Origin of the sequence: Streptomyces sp. NPDC056361, from assembly GCF_042262805.1 — a bacterium.
Classification (GTDB): Bacteria; Actinomycetota; Actinomycetes; order Streptomycetales; family Streptomycetaceae; genus Streptomyces.
The window spans coordinates 36,676-56,295 of the sequence record NZ_JBHJQI010000049.1 but is presented as its reverse complement, the minus strand read 5'-3'; the positions used below and the strand labels follow the sequence as shown (position 1 = coordinate 56,295).

Here is a 19,620-nt window from a genome sequence, read left to right as displayed (position 1 = left end):
GGGCCACCCTGTTCGGGTGGCCCGCTTTCTCTTCTGTGGAGCTAAGGAGAATTGAACTCCTGACCTCCTGCATGCCATGCAGGCGCTCTACCAACTGAGCTATAGCCCCTTGCTGTTTTCCGTCTCCGTTTCGGTTTCCCTCGCGGCGACAGACAGAACATTAACCGGCTCCCGGGCAGATCACCAAATCCATTCCCCGGACCCCTCTGACCAGGCGGGTAGGGTCGCCGACTGTGTCCGTCTCCGTGCTCTCCAAAACCCGCGCCCGGCCGTGGCCCCTGGCCACCGCCGCGGCGGTCTGCCTGCTCTCGTTCGCGGCCTTCTGGGTGGCGCAACGCCTCGCCCACGTGAACATGCTCGACGTGATGGTCTACCGGGCCGAGGGCGAGACGGTCCGGGCCGGCGGCGACCTCTACGCGATGCGCGCCACCTCGGCGAACCTCGGCATGACCTACCCGCCGTTCGCGGCCCTGCTGTTCGTCCCGCTGACCCTGGTGGGCGTCCCGCTGATGCGGACGCTCAGCACCGCGGGCAACCTGCTCCTGGTCGTCGCCCTGGTCCAGCTCTCGCTCCAGCTGGTCCGCCCGTCGCTGTCCCGCACGAACCTGTGGCGCACGACGCTGTGGGTCGCCGCGGTCGTGGTCTGGTGCGAGCCGGTGTGGACGACGCTGCGGTACGGCCAGATCAACCTGCTGATAGCGGTGGCGGTGCTCTGGGACCTCACCCGTCGCGAGGGCAGCCGCTGGGCCGGCCTGGGCATCGGCCTGGCGACCGCGGTGAAGCTCACACCGGGACTCTTCGTGGTCCTGCTGCTCGCCGCGGGCCTGCTGCTGTGGCGCCGGGACCGGTCCTGGAACCAGTGGCTGCGCACGGCGGTCACGGCGACCGGGGTGTTCCTGGGGACCACGCTGGCCGTGGCGCTGGTCCTGCCGGCGGACTCGAAGCGGTTCTGGACCCAGACGCTGTTCGAGACGGGCCGGGTCGGCTTCGCCGAGGAGACCGGCAACCAGTCCATCCGCGGTGTCCTGGCGCGGCTGATGCACACCGACGACCCGGGCATGTGGTGGGCGGTGTCCGCGGCCGTCCTGGGCGGCGCGGCGATGGTCCTCGCGGTACGCGCCGCGGTGCGGGGCGACAAGGCGGTGGCCGTGGTCGTCTGCGCGTTCACGGCCCTGATGATCAGCCCGATCTCGTGGTCCCACCACTGGGTGTGGTGCGTGCCGCTGCTGATCCTGCTGGCGGACCGCGCCACGCGCGCGTGGCCGGTGACGGGGGCGGTGGCCCTCGCCTTCGCCTCGTTCGCGCTCTGGTGGGTGCCGCACGACCCGGGCCGTCCCGAACTGGACCAGAACGCGGGGCAGATGCTGCTCTCGGCGATCTACCCGCTGACGACGACGGCGCTGCTCGTGGGGTACGCGCTGACGCTGCGGCGTCAGGCCGTGGCGAAGGAGTAGAACCGCTTGAGGGTGCAGTGCTCGTCCAGGAGCCGGCCGTAGATCGGCTCGCCCTCCAGCTCGCGGTACGTCTCGATCGGGTCGCCTTTTATGATCAGCGCCCGCGCGCACTCCTCGCACCAGTACTGGAACCCGGTGTTGACGGGATCCATGTCTCGCACGATGGGCGTGCCGCTGCCGCACCAGTCGCACTTCCGCCTGTGTGCACCCATCGATCAGCTCCAGCCGTGGCCGCAGGCCGTGCACCCACAGGACGCCCCGCCGTAGTCGCCGAGCACTTGGGTCACCCTCCCGTCCGGAGCCTCGTCCCCCTCCGGCCGTCCGATTCTGCCATGGCCCCGCAAGAGGGTCAGCGTGCTCGGCGCGGCAGCCCCGCCGAGGCGGCGCCCACGACCGAGGCGGCGGCCAGGGCGAGGGTGGTGACCCACAGCGCGTCGGCGGAACTCTGCGCTCCGGGGGCGGCCAGGCGGCCGAGGAACAGCGTGCCGAAGGTGGCGACCCCGATGAGCTGGCCGAGCTGGGTGACGGTGGCGAGCAGACCGCTGGCGTCGGCCGCGTCCTCGGCCCGTACGGTGGCCAGCGCACCGGTCAGCGCCGGGCTGAAGGCCAGTGAGATGCCCGCGCCGAGCGCGCCCAGAGCCGGGTAGAGGCCCCAGCCGCCCGAGTCGCCGTCCCCGAGCAGCCCGCCGACGGCGAGGGCGGCCACGGCCGCGATCAGGAACCCGCCCGGGACCAGCGCGCGCTGCAGCCGGGCCGGCCAGCGCCGCCAGGTCAGTCCGACGGCGCCGAACACCACGGCGGCGGGCCCGAACGTGAGTCCGGCGCGCAGGGCGCTGTGACCGAGCCCGCCCTGGAGGTGCAGGGTGAGGGTGAACAGGAATCCCGCGTTGACGCCCATCGCCACGGTGATCCACAGGACGGCCCGCCCCATGCCGGGGATGCGCAGGACCCGCGGTGCGATGAGCGGCGCGCCGCCGCGGCGGGCGAGCCCCGACTCGTACGCGCCGAAGGCCGCCAGGAAGACCAGGGAGGCGCCGAGGGAGAGCCAGGACCACAGCGGCCAGTCCTGTTCCTGGCCGAGGACCAGGGGGACGGTCAGGAGGGACACGGCGGCCGCGAGCAGGAGCAGGCCCGGCAGGTCGAGGCCACGCGCACGCGTGGGCCCGCAGTGGGCGTCCCTGGGCAGGAACCTGGCGCCGAGGACGAGCAGGACGAGCCCGATCGGGACGTTGACGAGGAAGACCGGCCGCCAGCCGGTGCCGAAGAGGTCGGCGCTCACCAGGATGCCGCCGACGACCTGGCCGGCGGCGGCGCCGGTGGCCAGGACCGCGGAGTAGGCGCTGAGGGCGCGGACCCGGTGCTCGCCGGTGAAGTTGCGCTGGATGAGGCTCAGGACCTGCGGGATCATCAGGGCCGATCCCGCGCCCTGCGCGAGCCGGAAGGCGATCAACTGGCCGGTTCCCGCCGCGAGTCCGCAGGCGAGGGAGGCGGCGGTGAAGAGGGCGAGGCCGCCGAGGTACATGCGCCGGTGCCCCAGCAGATCGCCCAGGCGGGCTCCCGTGATCAGCAACACCGCGTAGGCGATGGTGTATCCGGCGATCACGAGCTGGAGCGCGGCTCCGGACGCGGCGAGTTCGGTACGGATGGTGGGGGCGGCGACGTTGACGATGAAGACGTCGAGGAGCGCCATGAACTGGGCGGCGAGCACCACGCCGAGCAGCAGTCCGGGGCGGTTGTCGGTGCCACGGTCTTTACTGAGTGCGGGACGTGTCGTGGTCGGGGTCATGCGACGAGCGTGACGGCGATCCGATACGGGTAACGAGAGCCCGCTGATGCTGGTACTGACAGCACCTGGCAGCGGCGGCACGGGGACTCGACCATGGGGGTGTGACGATTGTGGCAGCAGCACCGACACAGCGGCGCCGACGGCCGGAACTGGCCGCGTTCCTGCGCAGCCGCCGGGCCAGGGTGACACCCGAGGACGTGGGCATGCCACCGGGCCTGCGCCGCCGCACACCGGGGCTGCGCCGCGAGGAGGTCGCGCACCTCTCGGGGGTCGGCGTCACCTGGTACACCTGGCTGGAACAGGGCCGGCCCATCAACGCCTCTGCGCAGGTCCTCGACGCGGTCGCCCGCACGCTGCGGCTCGACCGGCCCGAGCGCGAGCACCTCTACCACCTCGCCGAGGTGCCCTACGCCCCGGACCGGCCCCCCGCGGCCTCCGAGGTGGTCAGCCCGGAGATCCAGGGCATCCTCGACGCCCTGGTCCCGCACCCCGCCGTGCTCTACAACGCGCGGTACGACGTGCTCGCGACCAACGTCATGTACGAACGGCTCCTGATGCAGGGCGGGCAGGGCCTGGACACGGGCCCGTTCGGCATACGCAACGTGCTGTGGGCGCTCTTCAGCGTGCCCGAACCCCGATGCCCCGTCGTCGACCGGAAGCGGGAGCTGCCGCTGATGGTGGCCCAGCTGCGCGGCGCGTACGGACGCCATGTGGGCGAGCCCGCCTGGGAGGAGTTCGTGCGGCGCCTCGCGGACGCCAGTCCGGAGTTCGCCAGGCTCTGGCGGAGCGGTGACGTGGTGCCGCCGGGGACCCGGGTGAAGACCTTCCGTCACGAGCGGGTGGGCGAGGTCCGGTTGACCTCGGTCTCCCTCTCCGTCAACGGGATGCCGGAGTGCCGGATCGTCGCCTACACGCCGAACGACGAGGAGAGCCGCCTAGGGATCGCGTCCCTGCGTGAGGGGCCATGACAGCGAGGGGATGCCGCATCGAGGCGCCATGACGGCAAGCGAGCCGTGACGACGATGGGCCACAACGACGAATCCCGCCCCCTTGCGGGGACGGGATCCGGTGATTGTGGAGCTAAGGAGAATTGAACTCCTGACCTCCTGCATGCCATGCAGGCGCTCTACCAACTGAGCTATAGCCCCTTGTGTTCTTCTGTTCTCTGCGCTCTGCGCTGCGAACAAGAAGAACTCTAGCCTGTGACCTGCCGGAAAGTGAAATCCGGGTCCGACAGGCAGGCCTCCGGCGTCAGTCGTCGTCGCCGAGGACCGGCTCGGGCAGCGTGCCGGCGTTGTGCTCCGTCAGGCGCCACCCGCGCGCGCCCTCGCCGAGGACGGACCAGCAGCAGTTGGAGAGGCCGCCCAGGCTCTCCCAGTGCCGGGCCTCCAGACCCAGGAGCCGGCCGATGGTGGTGCGGATCGTGCCGCCGTGGCTGACCACGACGAGGGTGCCGTCCTCGGGCAGCTTGTCCGCGTGCGTCAGGACCACCGGAGCGGCCCGGTCGGCCACCTCGGTCTCCAGCTCGCCGCCGCCCCGGCGCACGGGCTCGCCGCGCTTCCAGGCGGCGTACTGCTCGCCGTACCGCGCCACGATCTCGTGGTGGGTCAGCCCCTGCCACTCCCCCGCGTACGTCTCGCGCAGCGCGGAGTCGTGGACGACGGTGTGGCCGGTCAGCGCGGCGAGCTCGGCGGCGGTGGCCGCCGCCCGCTTCAGGTCGGAGGCCACGATGGCGTCCGGCTTCAGCGCGGCCAGCAGCCGGGCGGCACGGCGCGCCTGGGCGACGCCGGCCTCCGTCAGCTCGATGTCGGTCGAGCCCTGGAAGCGGCGCTCCAGGTTCCAGGAGGTCTGGCCGTGGCGCCAGAGCACGATGCGGCGGCCGCTGCCGCCCTTGGTGGTGCTCAGCTCAGCTCACCGTCCACCTCGTCGGGCAGGCCGGCGGCGTGGTCGGAGAGGTCGACACCGGTCAGGGCGGCGTGCTCGGCGCCCTTGCCCCGGGTCTTCTGCGCGTCCTCGGGCAGCGGCAGCTCGGGGCAGTCCTTCCACAGCCGCTCCAGGGCGTAGAAGACGCGCTCCTCGCTGTGCTGGACGTGGACGACGATGTCGACGTAGTCCAGCAGGATCCAGCGCGCGTCGCGGTCGCCCTCACGGCGGACCGGCTTGGCGCCGAGGTCCTTGTTCAGGCGCTCCTCGATCTCGTCGACGATCGACTTGACCTGGCGGTCGTTGGGCGCGGAGGCGAGCAGGAAGGCGTCGGTGATCGACAGCACGTCGCTGACGTCGTACGCGATGATGTCGTGCGCGAGCCGGTCGGCGGCCGCCTGGGCGGCGGCGTTGACGAGCTCGATGGAACGGTCCGTAGCGGTCACAAGCAGGCTTTCGTCGGCGGTCCAGTACCCCTCCAGGGTCTCACGGACCGCCGACGGCCCCGCCAACGTTTTCCGGAGCGCCGCTACGAGGCTCCCGGGACCTTGTAGTCCTGGCCGAGGATCACGGTGACCGCGGCCGCTCCCACCGGCTTGCCCTTGGTGACCGCGCCGACCGGCAGACCGAGCGTCTTGGCCACCTCGACCGCCGTCGGCTTCTGCGCGTCGTCGCCGTAGACGACCTGCGACTTCGCCTGGGTGTCCCCCGTGCTGCCGCCCACGAAGGCGTAGCCGCCGTTGATCAGGACGACCCGGGCGGCCTCGGTGGCCTTCTTGCCGGAGCCGTCCCGCACCGAGACGCGGGGCACGTCGCCCGCCTCGGGAGCGGTGACCTTTCCGCCGAGGATGTCCTTCACCACACTGTCGCTCGCGCCCTCGGTCAGCGTGCCGTCCTGCCCGACCGGGAGCAGGGCGGTCTTGTAGTCGCCGATCTTGGCGTGCTCGGCGAGCTTGGCGAGGGAGGCGGCGAGGTCCTTCTCCGGGAGCGAGGGGTCGAGGATCTGCTGGAGGGTCTCGACGGTGACCGTGGCGACCTCGGGGTCGGAGGAGATCTTGCGCAGCACCCCGTACATGACCTGGCCGAAGCGCTGGAGCTGCTTGGCCTCGGCCTCGCCGGGCGCCCGGTAGGTGGCGTAGGCGACGGCGGCGCGGCCGTTCAGGGTCTGCTTCTCGCCCTTCCTGACGAGCGGCTCGGCACCCTTCTTCGTGTCCGGCACGTCCGTGTCGGTGTCCGTCTCGATGCTGCTGACGGCCTCGACGAGGTTCTCCAGGTACGGGGTGTCCAGGCGCCAGGTGCCGGTGATCTTCGTCCCGAGGAGGTTGTCGATCGCCTCCCGGGTGCCGCCGGAGCCGTCGTCCTCGACCGACTTGCCGAGGGTGGTCGCGGCGCCCTCGTCGTCGGCGACGACGACGGAGTTGGGAAGCAGGATCGTGGTGCCCTGGCGGGTGGTCGTGTTGTCCACCAGGAGGGCGGTGGAGGTGCTGCCGCTCTTGAGGTCGTGGAGGTGGAGGACGATCGTGTCGCGCTTCTGCGGACCGGTCGCGGTGTTCCCCTTCTGCTCCGGGGCGGACGTCCCGGGGAGCAGGCCGGCGGACCAGAGGTAGCCGACGCCGCCCACGGCGGCGAGCACGAGGACGACGACGAGCGCGGTGATCCGGTTGCGGCCCCGGCGCCTGGCCTCCTCGCGCCGCTCGGAGCGGCTCTCGGTGAACTTGAGCCAGTCGATGACGTCCTCGGAGTCCTCGTCGGGCTCCTCGATGAACGAGAACTGCTCGGTGCGGTACTCCCGGTCGTCGTCGGCCTGCCGTGACGGGGCGGGGCGCTCGGGGGCGGGCCGCTGGCCGGGCACGCCGGCCGGGGCCGCGACGGGCGCGGCCGGCGGGGCGGGCGGCGCGGGGGCGGCCGGGGCCGCCTGCGCCGGGGCGGGCTCGGCCTGGGCCGCCCACTGCTGCCCGGTGTCGTAGGCCTGCGGGTAGGCGTAGCCCTGCTGTCCGTAGGGGTCGTACTGCGGCTGCTGGGCCTGGGGTTGCTGCGCCTGCGGCTGCTGGGCGTACGGGTCGTAGCCGTACGCCTGCTGGTTCTGCTGGGGCTGGTGCTGCTGCTGTTGGCCTGCGTACGGGTCGTAGTGCTGCGCGGGCTGCTGGTACACCGGCTGCCCGTACTCGTCGTAGCCGATGATCTGCGGCTGCTGCGGATAGTACGGGTCGTACGGATGCTGCTGGTCGTTCACCGGTGCCCCTCCCCGAAGCTCACTCGCCGCGGTACAGCTGGCGTTTGTCGATGTAGCGCACCACGCCGTCCGGAACCAGGTACCAGACGGGATCGCCCTGCGCGACCCTCGCCCGGCAGTCGGTGGAGGAGATGGCCAGGGCGGGGACCTCGACCAGCGAGACGCCGCCCTTGGGCAGTCCGTCGTCGGTGAGGTCGTGGCCCGGCCGGGTGACGCCGATGAAGTGGGCGAGCGAGAAGAGCTCCTCGGCGTCGCGCCAGGTGAGGATCTGCGACAGCGCGTCGGCCCCGGTGATGAAGAAGAGGTCCGAGTCGCTGTTGAGAGAGCGCAGGTCCCTCAGGGTGTCGATGGTGTACGTCGCGCCGCCGCGGTCGATGTCGATGCGGCTGACCGAGAACTGCGGGTTGGACGCCGTGGCGATGACGGTCATCAGATACCGGTCCTCGGCCGCGGAGACCACCTTGTGGCTCTTCTGCCACGGCTCCCCGGTCGGTACGAACACCACCTCGTCCAGGTGGAACAGGGCGGCCACCTCGCTCGCCGCCACCAGGTGTCCGTGGTGGATCGGGTCGAAGGTTCCGCCCATCACGCCGACTCGGCGCTTGCCACGCCCGCCAGTAGGCACTTCCTGCTCTCCCATGCGTGCAGAGCCTACTGGCACGGCAGCGGACGCCTGATCAGAGGTCGCCGGATCAGCGGTCGCGGTTGAAGCGGGTGGTGATCCACAGCAGCAGGAGCAGGGCACCGAAGGCGCCGAAGCCGGTGAGGTAGGGGCTGAGGCTGTCGTGGTTGCCGCCGCCGTGCTCGGCGCCCTCGGCAAGGGTGACCAGGTTGACGGCGGTGCTGTGGAGGCTCATCTTCGGCAGACCTATCGATCGGGGATGGGAGCGGAGACTTCGCGCACATCGTATGCGGGCCGTCCCGACGCGCTCACGCCGACTCAGGCGTTGGCGTCGCGGTCCGTGCCGCCGTCCGTGCGGACCGCCGGTCCGCCGGCCGCGTCGGTGGCGTCCGCGTCGTCGCCGCGGTACCCGCGCAGCAGGAACCAGGCGAGCAGGGCGCCGCCCACGAGCGAGACGATCAGCACGATCCGGAGCGTGTTGCCCGGCCCTTGTGCGGCGGCTTCCGCGAGCAGGGCGGCAGCGGCGTCTGCGGTGTCCGGCATGTCGGTCGTGCTCCTAGGTCGTCCTCGGTGCCCGAGTTATCCACAGGCCCCGGCACACGGTAACGCCAGCCCCTACGCTGGGTTCAGTCAGGGGGACGAGCACCGACTCGTACGAACAGGGGGCATCCATGACCGAGAACGACCAGGGGAACGTGCCGAGCAGGCAGCGGAAGCGGTTCCCGGGCATCTCCTCGCGGGCCTACGAACATCCGGCGGACCGATCGGCCCTGGTGGCCCTGCGGAAGCTCAGTGGCTTCGACACGGTCTTCAAGGCGCTCAGCGGTCTGCTGCCCGAGCGCAGCCTGCGGCTCCTCTTCCTCTCGGACTCCGTCCGGGTGAGCGACGCGCAGTTCAGCCATCTCAACGACATGCTGCGGGACGCCTGCTACATCCTGGACCTGGAGAAGGTCCCGCCGATGTACGTGGCGCAGGACCCGAAGCCCAACGCGATGTGCATCGGCCTGGACGAGCCGATCATCGTCGTCACCACCGGTCTGGTGGAGCTCCTCGACGAGGAGGAGATGCGGGCGGTCGTCGGCCACGAGGTGGGTCACGCCCTCTCCGGCCACGCGGTCTACCGCACGATCCTGCTCTTCCTCACGGGTCTCGCCCTCAAGGTCGCCTGGATCCCGCTGGGGAACGTGGCGATCATGGCCATCGTGACGGCGCTGCGCGAATGGTTCCGCAAGTCGGAGCTCTCCGCGGACCGGGCCGGCCTGCTGGTCGGGCAGGACGTCCAGGCGTCGATGCGCGGCCTGATGAAGATCGCCGGCGGCAACCACCTGCACGAGATGAACGTGGACGCGTTCCTCGCCCAGGCCGACGAGTACGAGAAGTCCGGGGACCTGCGGGACTCGGTCCTGAAGATCCTCAACGTGCTGCCGCGCTCGCACCCCTTCACCACCGTCCGGGCTGCGGAGCTGAAGAAGTGGTCGGAGAACCGCGACTTCCAGCGGATCATGGACGGGCACTACCCGAAGCGCTCGGAGGACAAGGACACCTCGGTCACGGACTCCTTCCGGGAGTCGGCCGGGCACTACGCCGACACGGTGCGGACCAGCAAGGATCCGCTGCTGAAGCTGGTCGGGGACATAGCCGGCGGCGCCGGCGACCTGGCGGGCGGCGCCGGCGACCTGGCGGGCGACCTGGGCGGCCGGCTGCGCAGCCGCTTCGGGTCGGGTCAGGGGCCCCAGAAGCCGGACGCCGGGAAGGACGGGACGGGCGGCGCCCCGGACGGTCAGAGCGCGGGCTGAGCGCGCGGCGCGAGGGCTCCGCACAGCGAGGGTGCGGCGGGCCGGCCCGTGGCGTACGGGTCGGTGGCCGCCGGGCCACCGCCCGTGTCGGGGACCCGCGACCCGGCCAGGAGCGGCTTCAGCGAGCCGGTGGTGTCGGTGCCGCACGCCTGCGGGCCGGCCTCCACGGTGCTGGTCAGCAGCTCGGCCCGGTGCATGCGCAGGTCGTCGCGGTCGAAGCGGAAGTGCACCTGGCGGTGGACCGTGAAGAGGGACGCCGCGACGACCGGTCCCGCGCCGTGGGCGGCCGGGCGCAGCGCGTAGGTGTACGTGTGGTCCGCGGTGACGTCCAGGGTGTCGGGGCCGATCTCCTCGAAGCGGAGGGTGCCCTGCACGCGGGCGGCGGGATCGGCGAGGACGACCCGCTCGGGGTCGAAGCGGACGAGCCAGCCGGCGAGGGCGTGGCGGCCGTCGTCGGCCGGTGACTCGACGCTCCGGTCGAACTGCTCCAGCTGGTCCGGGTCGAGCAGCAGCCGGGCGGGCCTGACGGTCGCCCCGGACAGGACGTCGGGCTCCAGGGAGGAGGCCACCAGATAGTCCTTGGCGATGCCGAGGGCGGCGACGACCTGGCTCTCGGCGAAGTGGGAGGTGCGCCCGGCGACGGGCAGGTTGATGCCGGCGGCCCCGGTGCGGTACTCGGCGGCCGGGCTGTGTGCGAAGAGCCGCGCGGGCTCGCCGCCGGGCACGGTGCCCTGGGGGGCGAGCGGGACCACCGTGGTCCGCAGCGGTTCGGCCCGCTGGTCGACGGGGGGCTGGTACGGGCTGCGGACGCCCAGGTAGATGGCGGTGCCGAAGGCGAGGAGGATCAGCAGGACCAGCATGACCGCCTGGCGGGAGCCGGTGCGGCCCTCCCAGGCGGAGGGGCGGCTGCGGACGGCGCGGGCGTGCTCGCCCATCCGTTCCTGGGCCGAGAACTCCTGGAGGCGGGCAGCACGGACGAACGCCTCGTCGAAGACGACGGATCGGTACTCGTCCTCACCACCGCCGGGGAACCCCTCGGGCGTCCCCTCAGGCGGGTCGCCACGCCCTGCCATACCTTCAGGGTAGGTCTGCGGGGGCTTCGATAAACGCCCAGGTACACGACAAGTTCGGAAGAATTCCGCCGTAGGGGTGTACGGGCGGTGGGGGGACCGGGCGGCGGCTGCTATTCGGGCACGGCGGACCGGAGCGCGGGCGCGACGGCCGCGGGCGGAGCGGGGAGCGGCTTCGGCGTGTCGACGCCGGTGGTGGCCGGCGGCGGGACCTGGTCGTCGCGGTTGGCGGCGGCGCCCCGGTAGACGGCGCTGAAGGCCAGGGCGACCATGCCGATGCCCATGACGAGGGCGAGGAGCCAGGCCACCGGGCGGTGCCAGCGCGCGCTGCCCCGGTAGGGGCGCAGGGCGCCGCCGTGGCGCCCGTAGGGGCTGGCGTCGTCGCCGACGTCGTCGGGCTCGTAGGTGAGGCCCAGGGGGTCGTGGCCGTCCTCGTACGGGTCGTCGTCGGCCGCTCCGATCCCGGCGCGGGCGCGGGCGGCCTCGGCCTCCGCACGGGCCTGGGCAGCGGCGAGGAGCCGTTCCACCGCCGTCGGCTCGTGGACGGTGGCGGCCCGTACGAACTCCTCGTCGAACACCACGGCGGCGTAGACCTCGTCGGCGCCTCCGCGGTCGACACGGTCCTCGGGGTCCCCGCCGTCCTGGAACGGCCTGCCCCCCACGTCGTCCGGCACGGATTCAGAGTAGACCCGCGAGGTGGTTTTGGGCAGGGAGAGTGCGAACCCTCCCCGCCCGTACCGAAAGGAGGTGTTACCGCACGTGACCGTCGCCGGTGACGATGTACTTGGTCGAGGTCAGCTCGGGAAGGCCCATGGGGCCCCGGGCGTGCAGCTTCTGGGTGGAGATGCCGATCTCGGCGCCGAAGCCGAACTGTCCGCCGTCCGTGAACCGGGTGGAGGCGTTCACGGCGACCGTGGTCGAGTCGACCAGCTGGGTGAAGCGGCGGGCCGCGGCCTGCGAGGTGGTGACGATCGCCTCGGTGTGACCGGACGACCACATCCGGATGTGCTCCACGGCCTTGTCGAGGGAGTCGACGACCGCGGCGGCGATGTCGTACGAGAGGTACTCGGTCTCCCAGTCCTCGGCGGTGGCCGGTACGACGGTGGCCTTGGAGCCCTGGGAGAGGGCGAGCACGCGCTCGTCGGCGTGGACGGTGACGCCGGCCTCGGCGAGGGCGGCGAGGGCCTTGGGCAGGAAGGCCTCGGCGACGTCCCGGTGGACGAGGAGGGTCTCGGCGGCGTTGCAGACGCTGACCCGGGACGCCTTGGAGTTGATCAGGATGTCGACGGCCATGTCGAGGTCGGTCTGGGCGTCGACGTAGACGTGGCAGTTGCCGGTGCCGGTCTCGATGACCGGGACCGTGGACTCCTCGACGACGGTCCGGATGAGGGAGGCGCCGCCGCGCGGGATGAGCACGTCGACGAGGCCGCGGGCGCGCATCAGCTCGTGGACCGACTCGCGGGACTCGCCGGGGACGAGCTGGATGGCGTCGGCGGGCAGTCCGGCGCCGCCGACGGCGTCGCGCAGGACGGTCACCAGGGCGGCGTTGGAGGCGTACGCGGAGGAGGAACCGCGGAGCAGGACGGCGTTGCCGGACTTGAGGCAGAGGGCGGCGGCGTCGACGGTGACGTTGGGGCGGGCCTCGTAGATGATGCCGACGACGCCGAGCGGGACGCGGACCTGGCGCAGGTCGATGCCGTTGGGGAGGGTCGAGCCGCGGACGACCTCGCCGACGGGGTCGGGCAGCGCGGCGACGTCGCGGACGTCGGCGGCGATGGCCCGGACGCGCTCCGGCGTGAGGGTGAGCCGGTCGATGACGGCCTCGCTGGTCCCGGCTTCGCGGGCCTTGGCGATGTCCTCGGCGTTGGCCTCGACGATCTCGGCGGTGCGGACTTCGAGGGCGTCCGCGATCGCCAGCAGGGCGTCGTCCTTGGCCGCACGCGGGAGTGGCGCGATTTCGGCGGCGGCGCCACGGGCCCGGTAGGCGGCCCGGGCGACCGGGGAGAGGTTGTCGAGGGGCGTGAGCGAGGTCATGCCCGCAGGGTACTTGCCCCCCTGCGGACATCCCTCACGTATCCCGCACTCCGAGACGTACCCCGGCAGGGGCACGGGCCCGGTTCCCGGGCCGTGTCCCCGATGCTCGGTGCGGTGTCCCCGGCGGTCGGTGCGGTGTCCCTGGTGCTCGGTGCCGTGTCCCCGGTGCTCAGTAGGGGTGGACGCCGACCGGGGCGGCCGGCGGCGGGCCGTAGCCCTCCGCGATGCGCTGGTGGTAGGTCTCGCGGTCGATGACCTCCAGGCCGACGATCTCCCAGGGGGGCAGCTTGGCGGTCTGCCGGTGCTCGCCCCAGAGGCGCAGGGCGACGGCCGCGGCGTCGTGGAGGTCGCGGGCCTCCTCCCAGTACCGGATCTCGGCGTGGTCGTTGGCGTAGCGGCTGGTCAGCAGGAAGGGGTGGTCGTGGGCGAGCTGTTCGAGCCCGCGCCGGACCTCCTTCAGCGGCGACTCCACACCGGAGACGCTGAGGGTGATGTGCCAGAGCTTGGACTCGGGCTGTTCCTTGGCTCGTGCCTCACGCGCCTCGCGTGACTCACGTGCCTCGGTGGTGGTCTCGGTCTTCCTGTCGGTTGACCTGTCCCGTGCCTCGTCGAAGTCGGCTCCGGCCTCGACACTGGTCAGGGCGCGTTCGGCAGTCCCGCGGGGCGGTGCCCCTGGGCGCGCTCGTCTCACCGGCGGCCTCCTGTGTGATGCGTGTGGTGCTGTACCCCGCCTTGGTCTTACCCCCGAGACAAAGTTGACCAGCCCGAGGCGGCAGATGGGGCGGTTTTGGTAAAGGTCCCTTCCGGATGGCCAGACTTTCAGCCGTTTCGGCGGGGGCGGTCAACCGGGCGTGGTGCGGTCAGCCGATGACGACCAGGTCGTCGCGGTGCACGACCTCGCGTTCGTACTCGGGTCCGAGCTCCGCGGCCAGCTCGTGGGTGGACCGGCCGAGCATCCGGGGGAGTTCCTTGGCGTCGAAGTTGACGAGGCCGCGGGCGACGGCCCGGCCGGCGGTGTCGCGCAGCTCGACGGGGTCACCAGCCACGAATTCGCCTTCGACGGCCGCGACACCGGCCGCCAGCAGGGACTTCTTTCCCTCGACCACGGCGCGCACGGCTCCGTCGTCGAGGGTCACGGAGCCCTGCGGGGTGGAGGCGTGGGCCAGCCAGAGGAGCCGGTCGGCGGAGCGGCGGCCGGTGGAGTGGAAGTACGTGCCGGTGTCGCGGCCGGCGAGGGCGTCGGCGGCGCGGCTCGCGGAGGTGAGGACGACGGGGATGCCGGCGGCGGCGGCGATGCGGGCGGCCTCGACCTTGGTGACCATGCCGCCGGTGCCGACGCCCGCCTTGCCGGCCGAGCCGATCTCGACGTGGGCGATCGACTCGGGGCCGGTGACCTGCGCGATCCTCGACGTGCCGGGCTTGGAAGGGTCCCCGTCGTACAGCCCGTCGACGTCGGAGAGGAGGACGAGCAGGTCGGCGCGGACGAGGTGGGCGACGAGGGCGGCGAGCCGGTCGTTGTCGCCGAAGCGGATCTCGTCCGTGGCGACGGTGTCGTTCTCGTTGACGACGGGCAGCGCGCCCATCGCGAGGAGCTGGTCGAGGGTCCGGTACGCGTTGCGGTAGTGCGCGCGGCGGCTGGTGTCGTCGGTGGTGAGGAGGACCTGGCCGACGCGGACGCCGTAGCGGGCGAAGGAGGCGGTGTAGCGGGCGACGAGGAGGCCCTGGCCGACGCTGGCCGCGGCCTGCTGGCGGGCGAGGTCCTTGGGGCGGCGGGTGAGACCGAGGGGGGCGAGGCCGGCGGCGATGGCGCCGGAGGAGACGAGGACGATCTCCTTCTCGCCGCCGCTGCGGACCTTGGCCAGGACGTCGACGAGGGCGTCGACGCGGTCGGCGTCGAGGCCCCCGGAGGCGGTGGTGAGGGAGGAGGAGCCGACCTTGACGACGATCCTGCGGGCCTCCGTCACGTACTGCCTCGTCACGTCCGTCTGTCCCGTCACCTGCGTCGCCACCTGCGTCGTCCTCACTCGGCCTCACGGCCTCACCCGGCTGTCCACCGCCGCGCGCTCCCCGCCGCGGCTGCCAGGCAATCTACGCGAGCCGGGAGTGCCGCCGCTCGTCCGTTTCGCTCTCTGGACCGGGCGCGGCCGAGCTCTGCCCGGTGTTCCGGGGCACCAGGATCCGCCGGGAGACGAGGTAGGTGAAGGGGATCGCGACGACGGCGGCGACGAGTGGCGCGATCCGGTCGTCCATCCCGGCCCAGGTGACGAGCGCGTAGAGGCCGACGCTCTGCACCAGGTAGTTGGTGACGTTGGTGAGGGGGAAGAGGGCGAACTTCTTCCAGGTCGGACGGGTGCGGTAGGTGAAGTAGGTGTTGAGGAAGAAGGAGCCGATCATGCTGAGGAGGAAGGCGAGGGAGTACGCGGCGAAGTACGGCATCCACGGGTGGAGGAGCAGGTAGCACCCGAAGAACGTGCCGGTGTTGACCCCGCCGACGAGGGCGAAGCGGAGTATCTGTGCGAGCCGCTCCCGCCGTGGAGGGGCCTCCGGACGCGAACCGGCCTCCGGACGCGGACCGCTCCCCCGGGCCTCGGCCATCAGCGCTCCCGGTCGGCGGTCACGACGCGGATGCGCTCGGCGGCGGCGCGCTCGGCGGCCGCGCGGCCGAAAGAGCGGTGGGTCTCCTTGACGAGGAAGTGCGGGCGGCGCTTGGTCTCGTAGTAGATGCGGCCGATGTACTCGCCGATCAGTCCCAGCATCACCATCTGCACGCCGCCGAGCCCCACGATGATCGCCACGAGGGTGACGTATCCGGGGGCGGTGACGCCCTGGGTGAGGGCCGCCGCGGTCACCCAGACCGCGTAGAGGACGGCGAGGCCGCTGAGCGTCATCCCGAGCCAGAGGGCGATGCGCAGGGGCCGGTTGTTGAAGGAGATCAGCCCGTCCATGCCGTAGTTGACCAGGGAGCTGAACTTCCACTTCGTCTCGCCGCCCTCGCGTGCGGCGTTCTGGTAGTCGAAGGTGACGGTGTCGAAGCCGATCCAGGAGAAGAGTCCCTTGGAGAAGCGGTTGTACTCGGGCAGCGAGAGCAGGGCGTCGACGGCGGGGCGGGAGAGCAGCCGGAAGTCCCCGACGCCGTCGGTGAGTTCCACGTCGACCCAGCGGTTGACGGCCCGGTAGTACATGCGGCTGAGCGCCGAGCGGAGTTTCTTGTCGCCCTCGCGGGTGCGGCGGGCCATGACCTGGTCGTGGCCCTGGTGGTAGAGGTCGAGCATCCGGGCGAGCAGCTCGGGCGGGTGCTGGAGGTCGGCGTCCATGATCACCACGGCGTCGCCGGTGGACTTGCGGAGGCCCGCGAGCATGGCGGCCTCCTTGCCGAAGTTGCGGCTGAAGGAGGCGTACTGGGTGCGGTGCGGGTGCCGGGCGGCGATCTCGCGCAGTTTGCCCAGCGTTCCGTCGGAGCTGCCGTCGTCGACGTAGCAGATCTCGTAGCCCACCGGGAGGGTGTCGAGCACCTGTCGCATGCGGGCGTCGAACCGCTCGACGACGTCCTCCTCGTTGTAGCAGGGGACGACGACGGAAAGCCTGGTCATGGAACGGTCACTCCAGAGGGATGGGCAAGAGTACGTCCTGACGGACCGCCACCGAGCTCTCCTGCGAGCAGCTCGGCCACGGTACGGAGCGGCGGTGACGACCTGGCGTCGCCCGAGTGACCGCCCCCGGTCGGCATGTCGTCCATGCAGCAAAGCATGCGGGGAAGATATTGATATACGTGGCATTTCACCCATTCGTCACCCATTAGGACGACGCGCCACGGACCGTGGACGGCTGGAGCGATGACCGTTGAGCAGGACCACCATCTCGGAGCACGGTGACGCGCGGGCGCGGGAGGACGGAGCGGACGCCGACGGCGAGGGCCTTCGGCGGGCCTCGTCCGGGGTCGCCCTCGTGGTCGCCGCAGGCGCGGCGGCCCTGCTCGCGGTGGGGGCCTTCCTCGGTCTCTACGTGCGCCCCACGTCGGACGACTGGTGCGCCCTCTGGAAGACCCGGGACATGGGCGTCCTGGGGATCACCGCCGACTTCTACGGCACCCAGAACGGACGCGTCACCAACGCCTTCCTGACCGGCCTGATCTACACCGGCGACATGCGGGGACCGAAGCTCCTGCCCGCCGTCCTCGTGGTCGCGCTCGGCGGCGGGCTGTTCTTCCTCGGCCGCGCGGCCCTGCGCGCCCTGGGCCTCCCCCGGCCGCCCGCCGCGCCGCTCGTGGCCGCCGCGGCCCTCCTCTCGGCGCTGCTGTTCTTCGCCGGCACCCGCACGTACCAGGTACTGCTGTGGGCGCCGGCGACCATCTCCCACACCCTGCCGAGCGTGATCGGCCTCTGGGCCGTGCTCGCCGCCGTCCGGGCAGCGCACGGCGCGCCGCGGTGGGCCAGGGGCGCGGCGGTGGGATCCGCGCTGGTGACCGGGGCGGCGCTCGGCATGCTCAGCGAACCGTTCACCCTGGTGGCCGGGCTGCTCGCCGCCACCACCGGCGTCCTCTGCCTGCCCCGGCTCGGCTGGACCCAGGACCGGTACGTCTCCACCTGGTGCGCGGCGGCCTGCCTCGGGCTCGCCACCGGCCTCGCCCTCCTCTACACCTCGCCCGGCGCCCGGTGGCGGCGCGAGCAGCACCCCCAGGAGCCGCTGTCGATGGCGCAGATCGGCGAGACGTTCCACGACTGGTGGCGCGTCTGGCAGACGATCGGCGGCCAGGGGGCGTACGCAGGAGCCGTCGCCGTCGGCGTACTCCTCGGCCTGGCCCTGGTCGCCGTCCGGCCCGAGCGGGACCGGACGGGCGGCCGCGACCGCCCCGCCGGCCTCCCCCCGCGCCGGCTCCTGCGCGTCGTGGTGCTCCTGCCGGTCCCGCTGGTCGCCCTCGCGAGCCTGGCCGTCGTCCACGGACTGCGCAGCGGTTACGGCGACACCGGCTGGACCTACGGCCGCACCTGGACGAGCTTCCTCTTCCCGCTCCTGCTCGCCCTCTGCGCGTACGGCACGTGGGGCGGCCACCTGCTCGGCCGGCGCCTCCTGACCCCCGTCCCACGCCCGGCCGCACGGGCCGCCGCGCTGGTCGCGACGGGCGCCGTCGCCCTCGGCGGCGCCGCCGCCCTGGTGCAGCCGGTGTACGACCTGACCACGGCCACGGTGGTGCGGAGCGTCGCCTGGGACCGCCAGAACGCCCGGATCCGCGCCGAGGCGGCGGCGGGCGCCCGGGACGTCGCCTACCGGCCACTCCTCATCGGCGGCCTCAGCGAGCCCCTGTTCGCCTCCTCCTACGAGCGGGACTGGGCGGCGCGGTGCACCGCCACGTACTACGGCGTGGACCGCATCCACCGGCCGCCGGACACGCCCAGGACGCCCTAGGGGTGTCCCGCCCGGAGGAGAACCCGGCCTGATCGGCAGGACGGCCCCGGTCGGATCCCGCCGGACGGCCGGCACACGAAGACCGGTACACGAAGGCGGGCACGCGAAGACGGGCGCACGAAAGCCGGCGCACGAAAGCGGGGTGCCCCGTCGGGGGCACCCCGCCTCGCGTGTGGATCGGCGGCGTCAGCCGGCGGTGCGGGCCGCGCGGTTCGCGCCCCAGCCCTCCCAGGCGGAGGTGATCATGGAGCGGACGTCGTGCTGCGCCTTCCAGCCCAGCTCCGACTCGATGCGCTCCGCCGAGGCGACCACGCGCGCCGGGTCGCCCGGACGGCGCGGGGTGACCAGCGGCTCGACGCTGTGGCCGGTGATCTCGTTGATGAGGTTCACCATCTCGCGCACCGACACGCCCTCGCCGCGCCCGATGTTCAGGGTCAGCGTGGCGGTCTCGCCGGCCTCGCCCGCCGCGACGAGCGCGCGGGCGGCGGCCAGGTGCGCGTCCGCGATGTCGGCGACGTGGATGTAGTCGCGGATGCAGGTGCCGTCCGGCGTCGGGTAGTCGTCACCGAAGATGCGCGGGGACTCGCCGGCGTCGAGGCGCTCGAAGACCATCGGCACCAGGTTGAAGACGCCGGTGTCGGCGAGCTCGGGGGCCGCGGCGCCCGCCACGTTGAAGTACCGCAGGCAGGCGGTGGACAGGCCGTTCGCCTGGCCGGCGGCGCGCGCCATCCACTCGCCGACGAGCTTGGTCTCGCCGTACGGGCTGAGGGGCAGGCACTCGGTGTCCTCGGTGACGAGGTCCACGTCGGGCATGCCGTAGACGGAGGCGGAGGAGGAGAAGAGGAAGCTCTTCACGCCCGCGGCCGCCGCCGCTTCGAGGATGACCTGGAGGCCCGTCACGTTCTCGCGGTAGTAGTACAGCGGCTTCTCGACGGACTCGCCGACCTGCTTCTTGCCGGCCAGGTGGACGATGCCCTTGATCCGGTGCTCGCGCAGCACGCGGTCGAGGAACTCGCGGTCGAGGACCGTGCCCTGCTCCAGGACGATGCCCTCGGGGACGCGCGCGGGGTTGCCGGTGCTGAGGTCGTCGACCACGACGACGTGCTCGCCGCCCTCGGTCATTGCTTTGACGACGTGGGAACCGATGTAACCGGCGCCGCCGGTGATGAGCCAGGTCATTCGGACAGTGTAGCCACAGCGCCCGGACCCCTCCGGGGGCTCCGGAAGCGGCCCCGGACACACGGGAGCCCCGCCCGGAGCCCGGCCGGAAGGGCTTCCGGCGGGGTCGCGGGCGGGGCT

Annotated in this window: 20 protein-coding genes and 2 tRNA genes; 4 read left to right on the top strand and 18 right to left on the bottom strand. The window is 72.2% G+C overall.

What is annotated here, in order from left to right; translation table 11 throughout:
- Positions 1-36: 36 nt before the first annotated feature.
- A tRNA-Ala gene (locus tag ACFCY7_RS18225) sits at positions 37-109 on the bottom strand.
- A 124-nt stretch (positions 110-233) separates the two neighbouring features.
- On the opposite strand from ACFCY7_RS18225, the gene ACFCY7_RS18220 reads away from it, so the two are divergent.
- Complete coding sequence (locus ACFCY7_RS18220) at positions 234-1,454, top strand: glycosyltransferase 87 family protein (protein WP_376486081.1); 1,221 nt, start codon at positions 234-236, stop codon at positions 1,452-1,454.
- Here ACFCY7_RS18220 and ACFCY7_RS18215 read toward each other — a convergent pair.
- Together ACFCY7_RS18215 and ACFCY7_RS18210 are read right to left on the bottom strand one after the other, a co-directional pair.
- Positions 1,433-1,666 carry a hypothetical protein gene (locus ACFCY7_RS18215; RefSeq protein ID WP_017239283.1) on the bottom strand — a complete coding sequence of 78 codons (234 nt, stop codon included), beginning with the start codon at positions 1,664-1,666 and terminating at the stop codon, positions 1,433-1,435. The two genes, ACFCY7_RS18220 and ACFCY7_RS18215, sit on opposite strands and share 22 nt — an antisense overlap.
- A 137-nt stretch (positions 1,667-1,803) precedes the next feature.
- Positions 1,804-3,240, bottom strand: coding sequence for an MFS transporter (locus ACFCY7_RS18210; protein ID WP_376486078.1), 1,437 nt, complete (start codon positions 3,238-3,240; stop codon positions 1,804-1,806).
- Between the two features lie 101 nt (positions 3,241-3,341).
- Here ACFCY7_RS18210 and ACFCY7_RS18205 point away from each other — a divergent pair, with 101 nt between their 5' ends.
- Positions 3,342-4,208 (top strand): helix-turn-helix transcriptional regulator, encoded by an 867-nt coding sequence (locus ACFCY7_RS18205; protein ID WP_376486077.1) that lies wholly within the window; start codon positions 3,342-3,344, stop codon positions 4,206-4,208.
- A gap of 107 nt (positions 4,209-4,315) precedes the next feature.
- Here the strand turns inward: ACFCY7_RS18205 and ACFCY7_RS18200 are convergent.
- The 7 genes from ACFCY7_RS18200 to ACFCY7_RS18170 form a co-directional block, all read right to left on the bottom strand.
- Positions 4,316-4,388, bottom strand: a tRNA-Ala gene (locus ACFCY7_RS18200).
- Positions 4,389-4,491: 103 nt separating this feature from the next.
- Positions 4,492-5,145: a histidine phosphatase family protein gene (locus tag ACFCY7_RS18195; protein ID WP_376486087.1), complete on the bottom strand. Its 654-nt coding sequence runs from the start codon at positions 5,143-5,145 to the stop codon at positions 4,492-4,494.
- A complete protein-coding gene (rsfS, locus tag ACFCY7_RS18190) occupies positions 5,142-5,609 on the bottom strand; it encodes a ribosome silencing factor (protein ID WP_033201197.1) in 468 nt (155 codons plus the stop codon). Before rsfS ends, ACFCY7_RS18195 begins: the two co-directional genes overlap by 4 nt.
- Before the next feature lie 83 nt (positions 5,610-5,692).
- The gene (locus ACFCY7_RS18185; protein ID WP_376486075.1) at positions 5,693-7,396 is read right to left on the bottom strand and encodes an LCP family protein; all 1,704 of its coding nucleotides are present in this window, start codon (positions 7,394-7,396) and stop codon (positions 5,693-5,695) included.
- A 19-nt stretch (positions 7,397-7,415) separates the two neighbouring features.
- A complete protein-coding gene (gene nadD, locus ACFCY7_RS18180; protein ID WP_376486072.1) occupies positions 7,416-8,036 on the bottom strand; it encodes a nicotinate-nucleotide adenylyltransferase in 621 nt (206 codons plus the stop codon).
- 52 nt (positions 8,037-8,088) lie between these two features.
- Entirely contained in the window at positions 8,089-8,253 is a 165-nt protein-coding gene (locus ACFCY7_RS18175) for a hypothetical protein (RefSeq protein WP_376486071.1), read from the bottom strand.
- An 83-nt stretch (positions 8,254-8,336) separates the two neighbouring features.
- Positions 8,337-8,561: a hypothetical protein gene (locus ACFCY7_RS18170; protein WP_376486090.1), complete on the bottom strand. Its 225-nt coding sequence runs from the start codon at positions 8,559-8,561 to the stop codon at positions 8,337-8,339.
- A 128-nt stretch (positions 8,562-8,689) separates the two neighbouring features.
- Here ACFCY7_RS18170 and ACFCY7_RS18165 point away from each other — a divergent pair, with 128 nt between their 5' ends.
- The gene (locus ACFCY7_RS18165) at positions 8,690-9,814 is read left to right on the top strand and encodes a M48 family metallopeptidase (protein WP_376486069.1); all 1,125 of its coding nucleotides are present in this window, start codon (positions 8,690-8,692) and stop codon (positions 9,812-9,814) included.
- On the opposite strand, the gene ACFCY7_RS18160 is transcribed toward ACFCY7_RS18165, so the two are convergent.
- From ACFCY7_RS18160 to ACFCY7_RS18130, 7 genes are all read right to left on the bottom strand, one after another.
- On the bottom strand, positions 9,799-10,887 hold the full coding sequence (locus ACFCY7_RS18160) for a hypothetical protein (protein ID WP_376486067.1): 1,089 nt from the start codon (positions 10,885-10,887) through the stop codon (positions 9,799-9,801). The genes ACFCY7_RS18165 and ACFCY7_RS18160 overlap by 16 nt on opposite strands.
- Positions 10,888-10,997: 110 nt before the next feature.
- A complete protein-coding gene (locus ACFCY7_RS18155) occupies positions 10,998-11,558 on the bottom strand; it encodes a hypothetical protein (RefSeq protein WP_376486065.1) in 561 nt (186 codons plus the stop codon).
- A 76-nt stretch (positions 11,559-11,634) separates the two neighbouring features.
- A complete protein-coding gene (locus ACFCY7_RS18150) occupies positions 11,635-12,918 on the bottom strand; it encodes a glutamate-5-semialdehyde dehydrogenase (RefSeq protein WP_376486062.1) in 1,284 nt (427 codons plus the stop codon).
- A 169-nt stretch (positions 12,919-13,087) separates the two neighbouring features.
- On the bottom strand, positions 13,088-13,609 hold the full coding sequence (locus ACFCY7_RS18145; protein WP_376486059.1) for a hypothetical protein: 522 nt from the start codon (positions 13,607-13,609) through the stop codon (positions 13,088-13,090).
- 169 nt (positions 13,610-13,778) lie between these two features.
- Positions 13,779-14,882, bottom strand: a complete 1,104-nt coding sequence (gene proB, locus ACFCY7_RS18140; protein WP_376486085.1) for a glutamate 5-kinase — start codon at positions 14,880-14,882, stop codon at positions 13,779-13,781.
- A 124-nt stretch (positions 14,883-15,006) separates the two neighbouring features.
- Positions 15,007-15,513 carry a GtrA family protein gene (locus ACFCY7_RS18135; protein ID WP_376486056.1) on the bottom strand — a complete coding sequence of 169 codons (507 nt, stop codon included), beginning with the start codon at positions 15,511-15,513 and terminating at the stop codon, positions 15,007-15,009.
- Entirely contained in the window at positions 15,513-16,508 is a 996-nt protein-coding gene (locus tag ACFCY7_RS18130) for a glycosyltransferase family 2 protein (protein WP_376486055.1), read from the bottom strand. The genes ACFCY7_RS18135 and ACFCY7_RS18130 overlap by 1 nt, the downstream gene beginning before the upstream one ends.
- A 250-nt stretch (positions 16,509-16,758) precedes the next feature.
- On the opposite strand from ACFCY7_RS18130, the gene ACFCY7_RS18125 reads away from it, so the two are divergent.
- Positions 16,759-18,321 (top strand): hypothetical protein, encoded by a 1,563-nt coding sequence (locus tag ACFCY7_RS18125; RefSeq protein ID WP_376486053.1) that lies wholly within the window; start codon positions 16,759-16,761, stop codon positions 18,319-18,321.
- A 186-nt stretch (positions 18,322-18,507) separates the two neighbouring features.
- On the opposite strand, the gene galE is transcribed toward ACFCY7_RS18125, so the two are convergent.
- Positions 18,508-19,500: a UDP-glucose 4-epimerase GalE gene (gene galE / locus ACFCY7_RS18120; protein WP_376486051.1), complete on the bottom strand. Its 993-nt coding sequence runs from the start codon at positions 19,498-19,500 to the stop codon at positions 18,508-18,510.
- Positions 19,501-19,620: the final 120 nt, after the last annotated feature.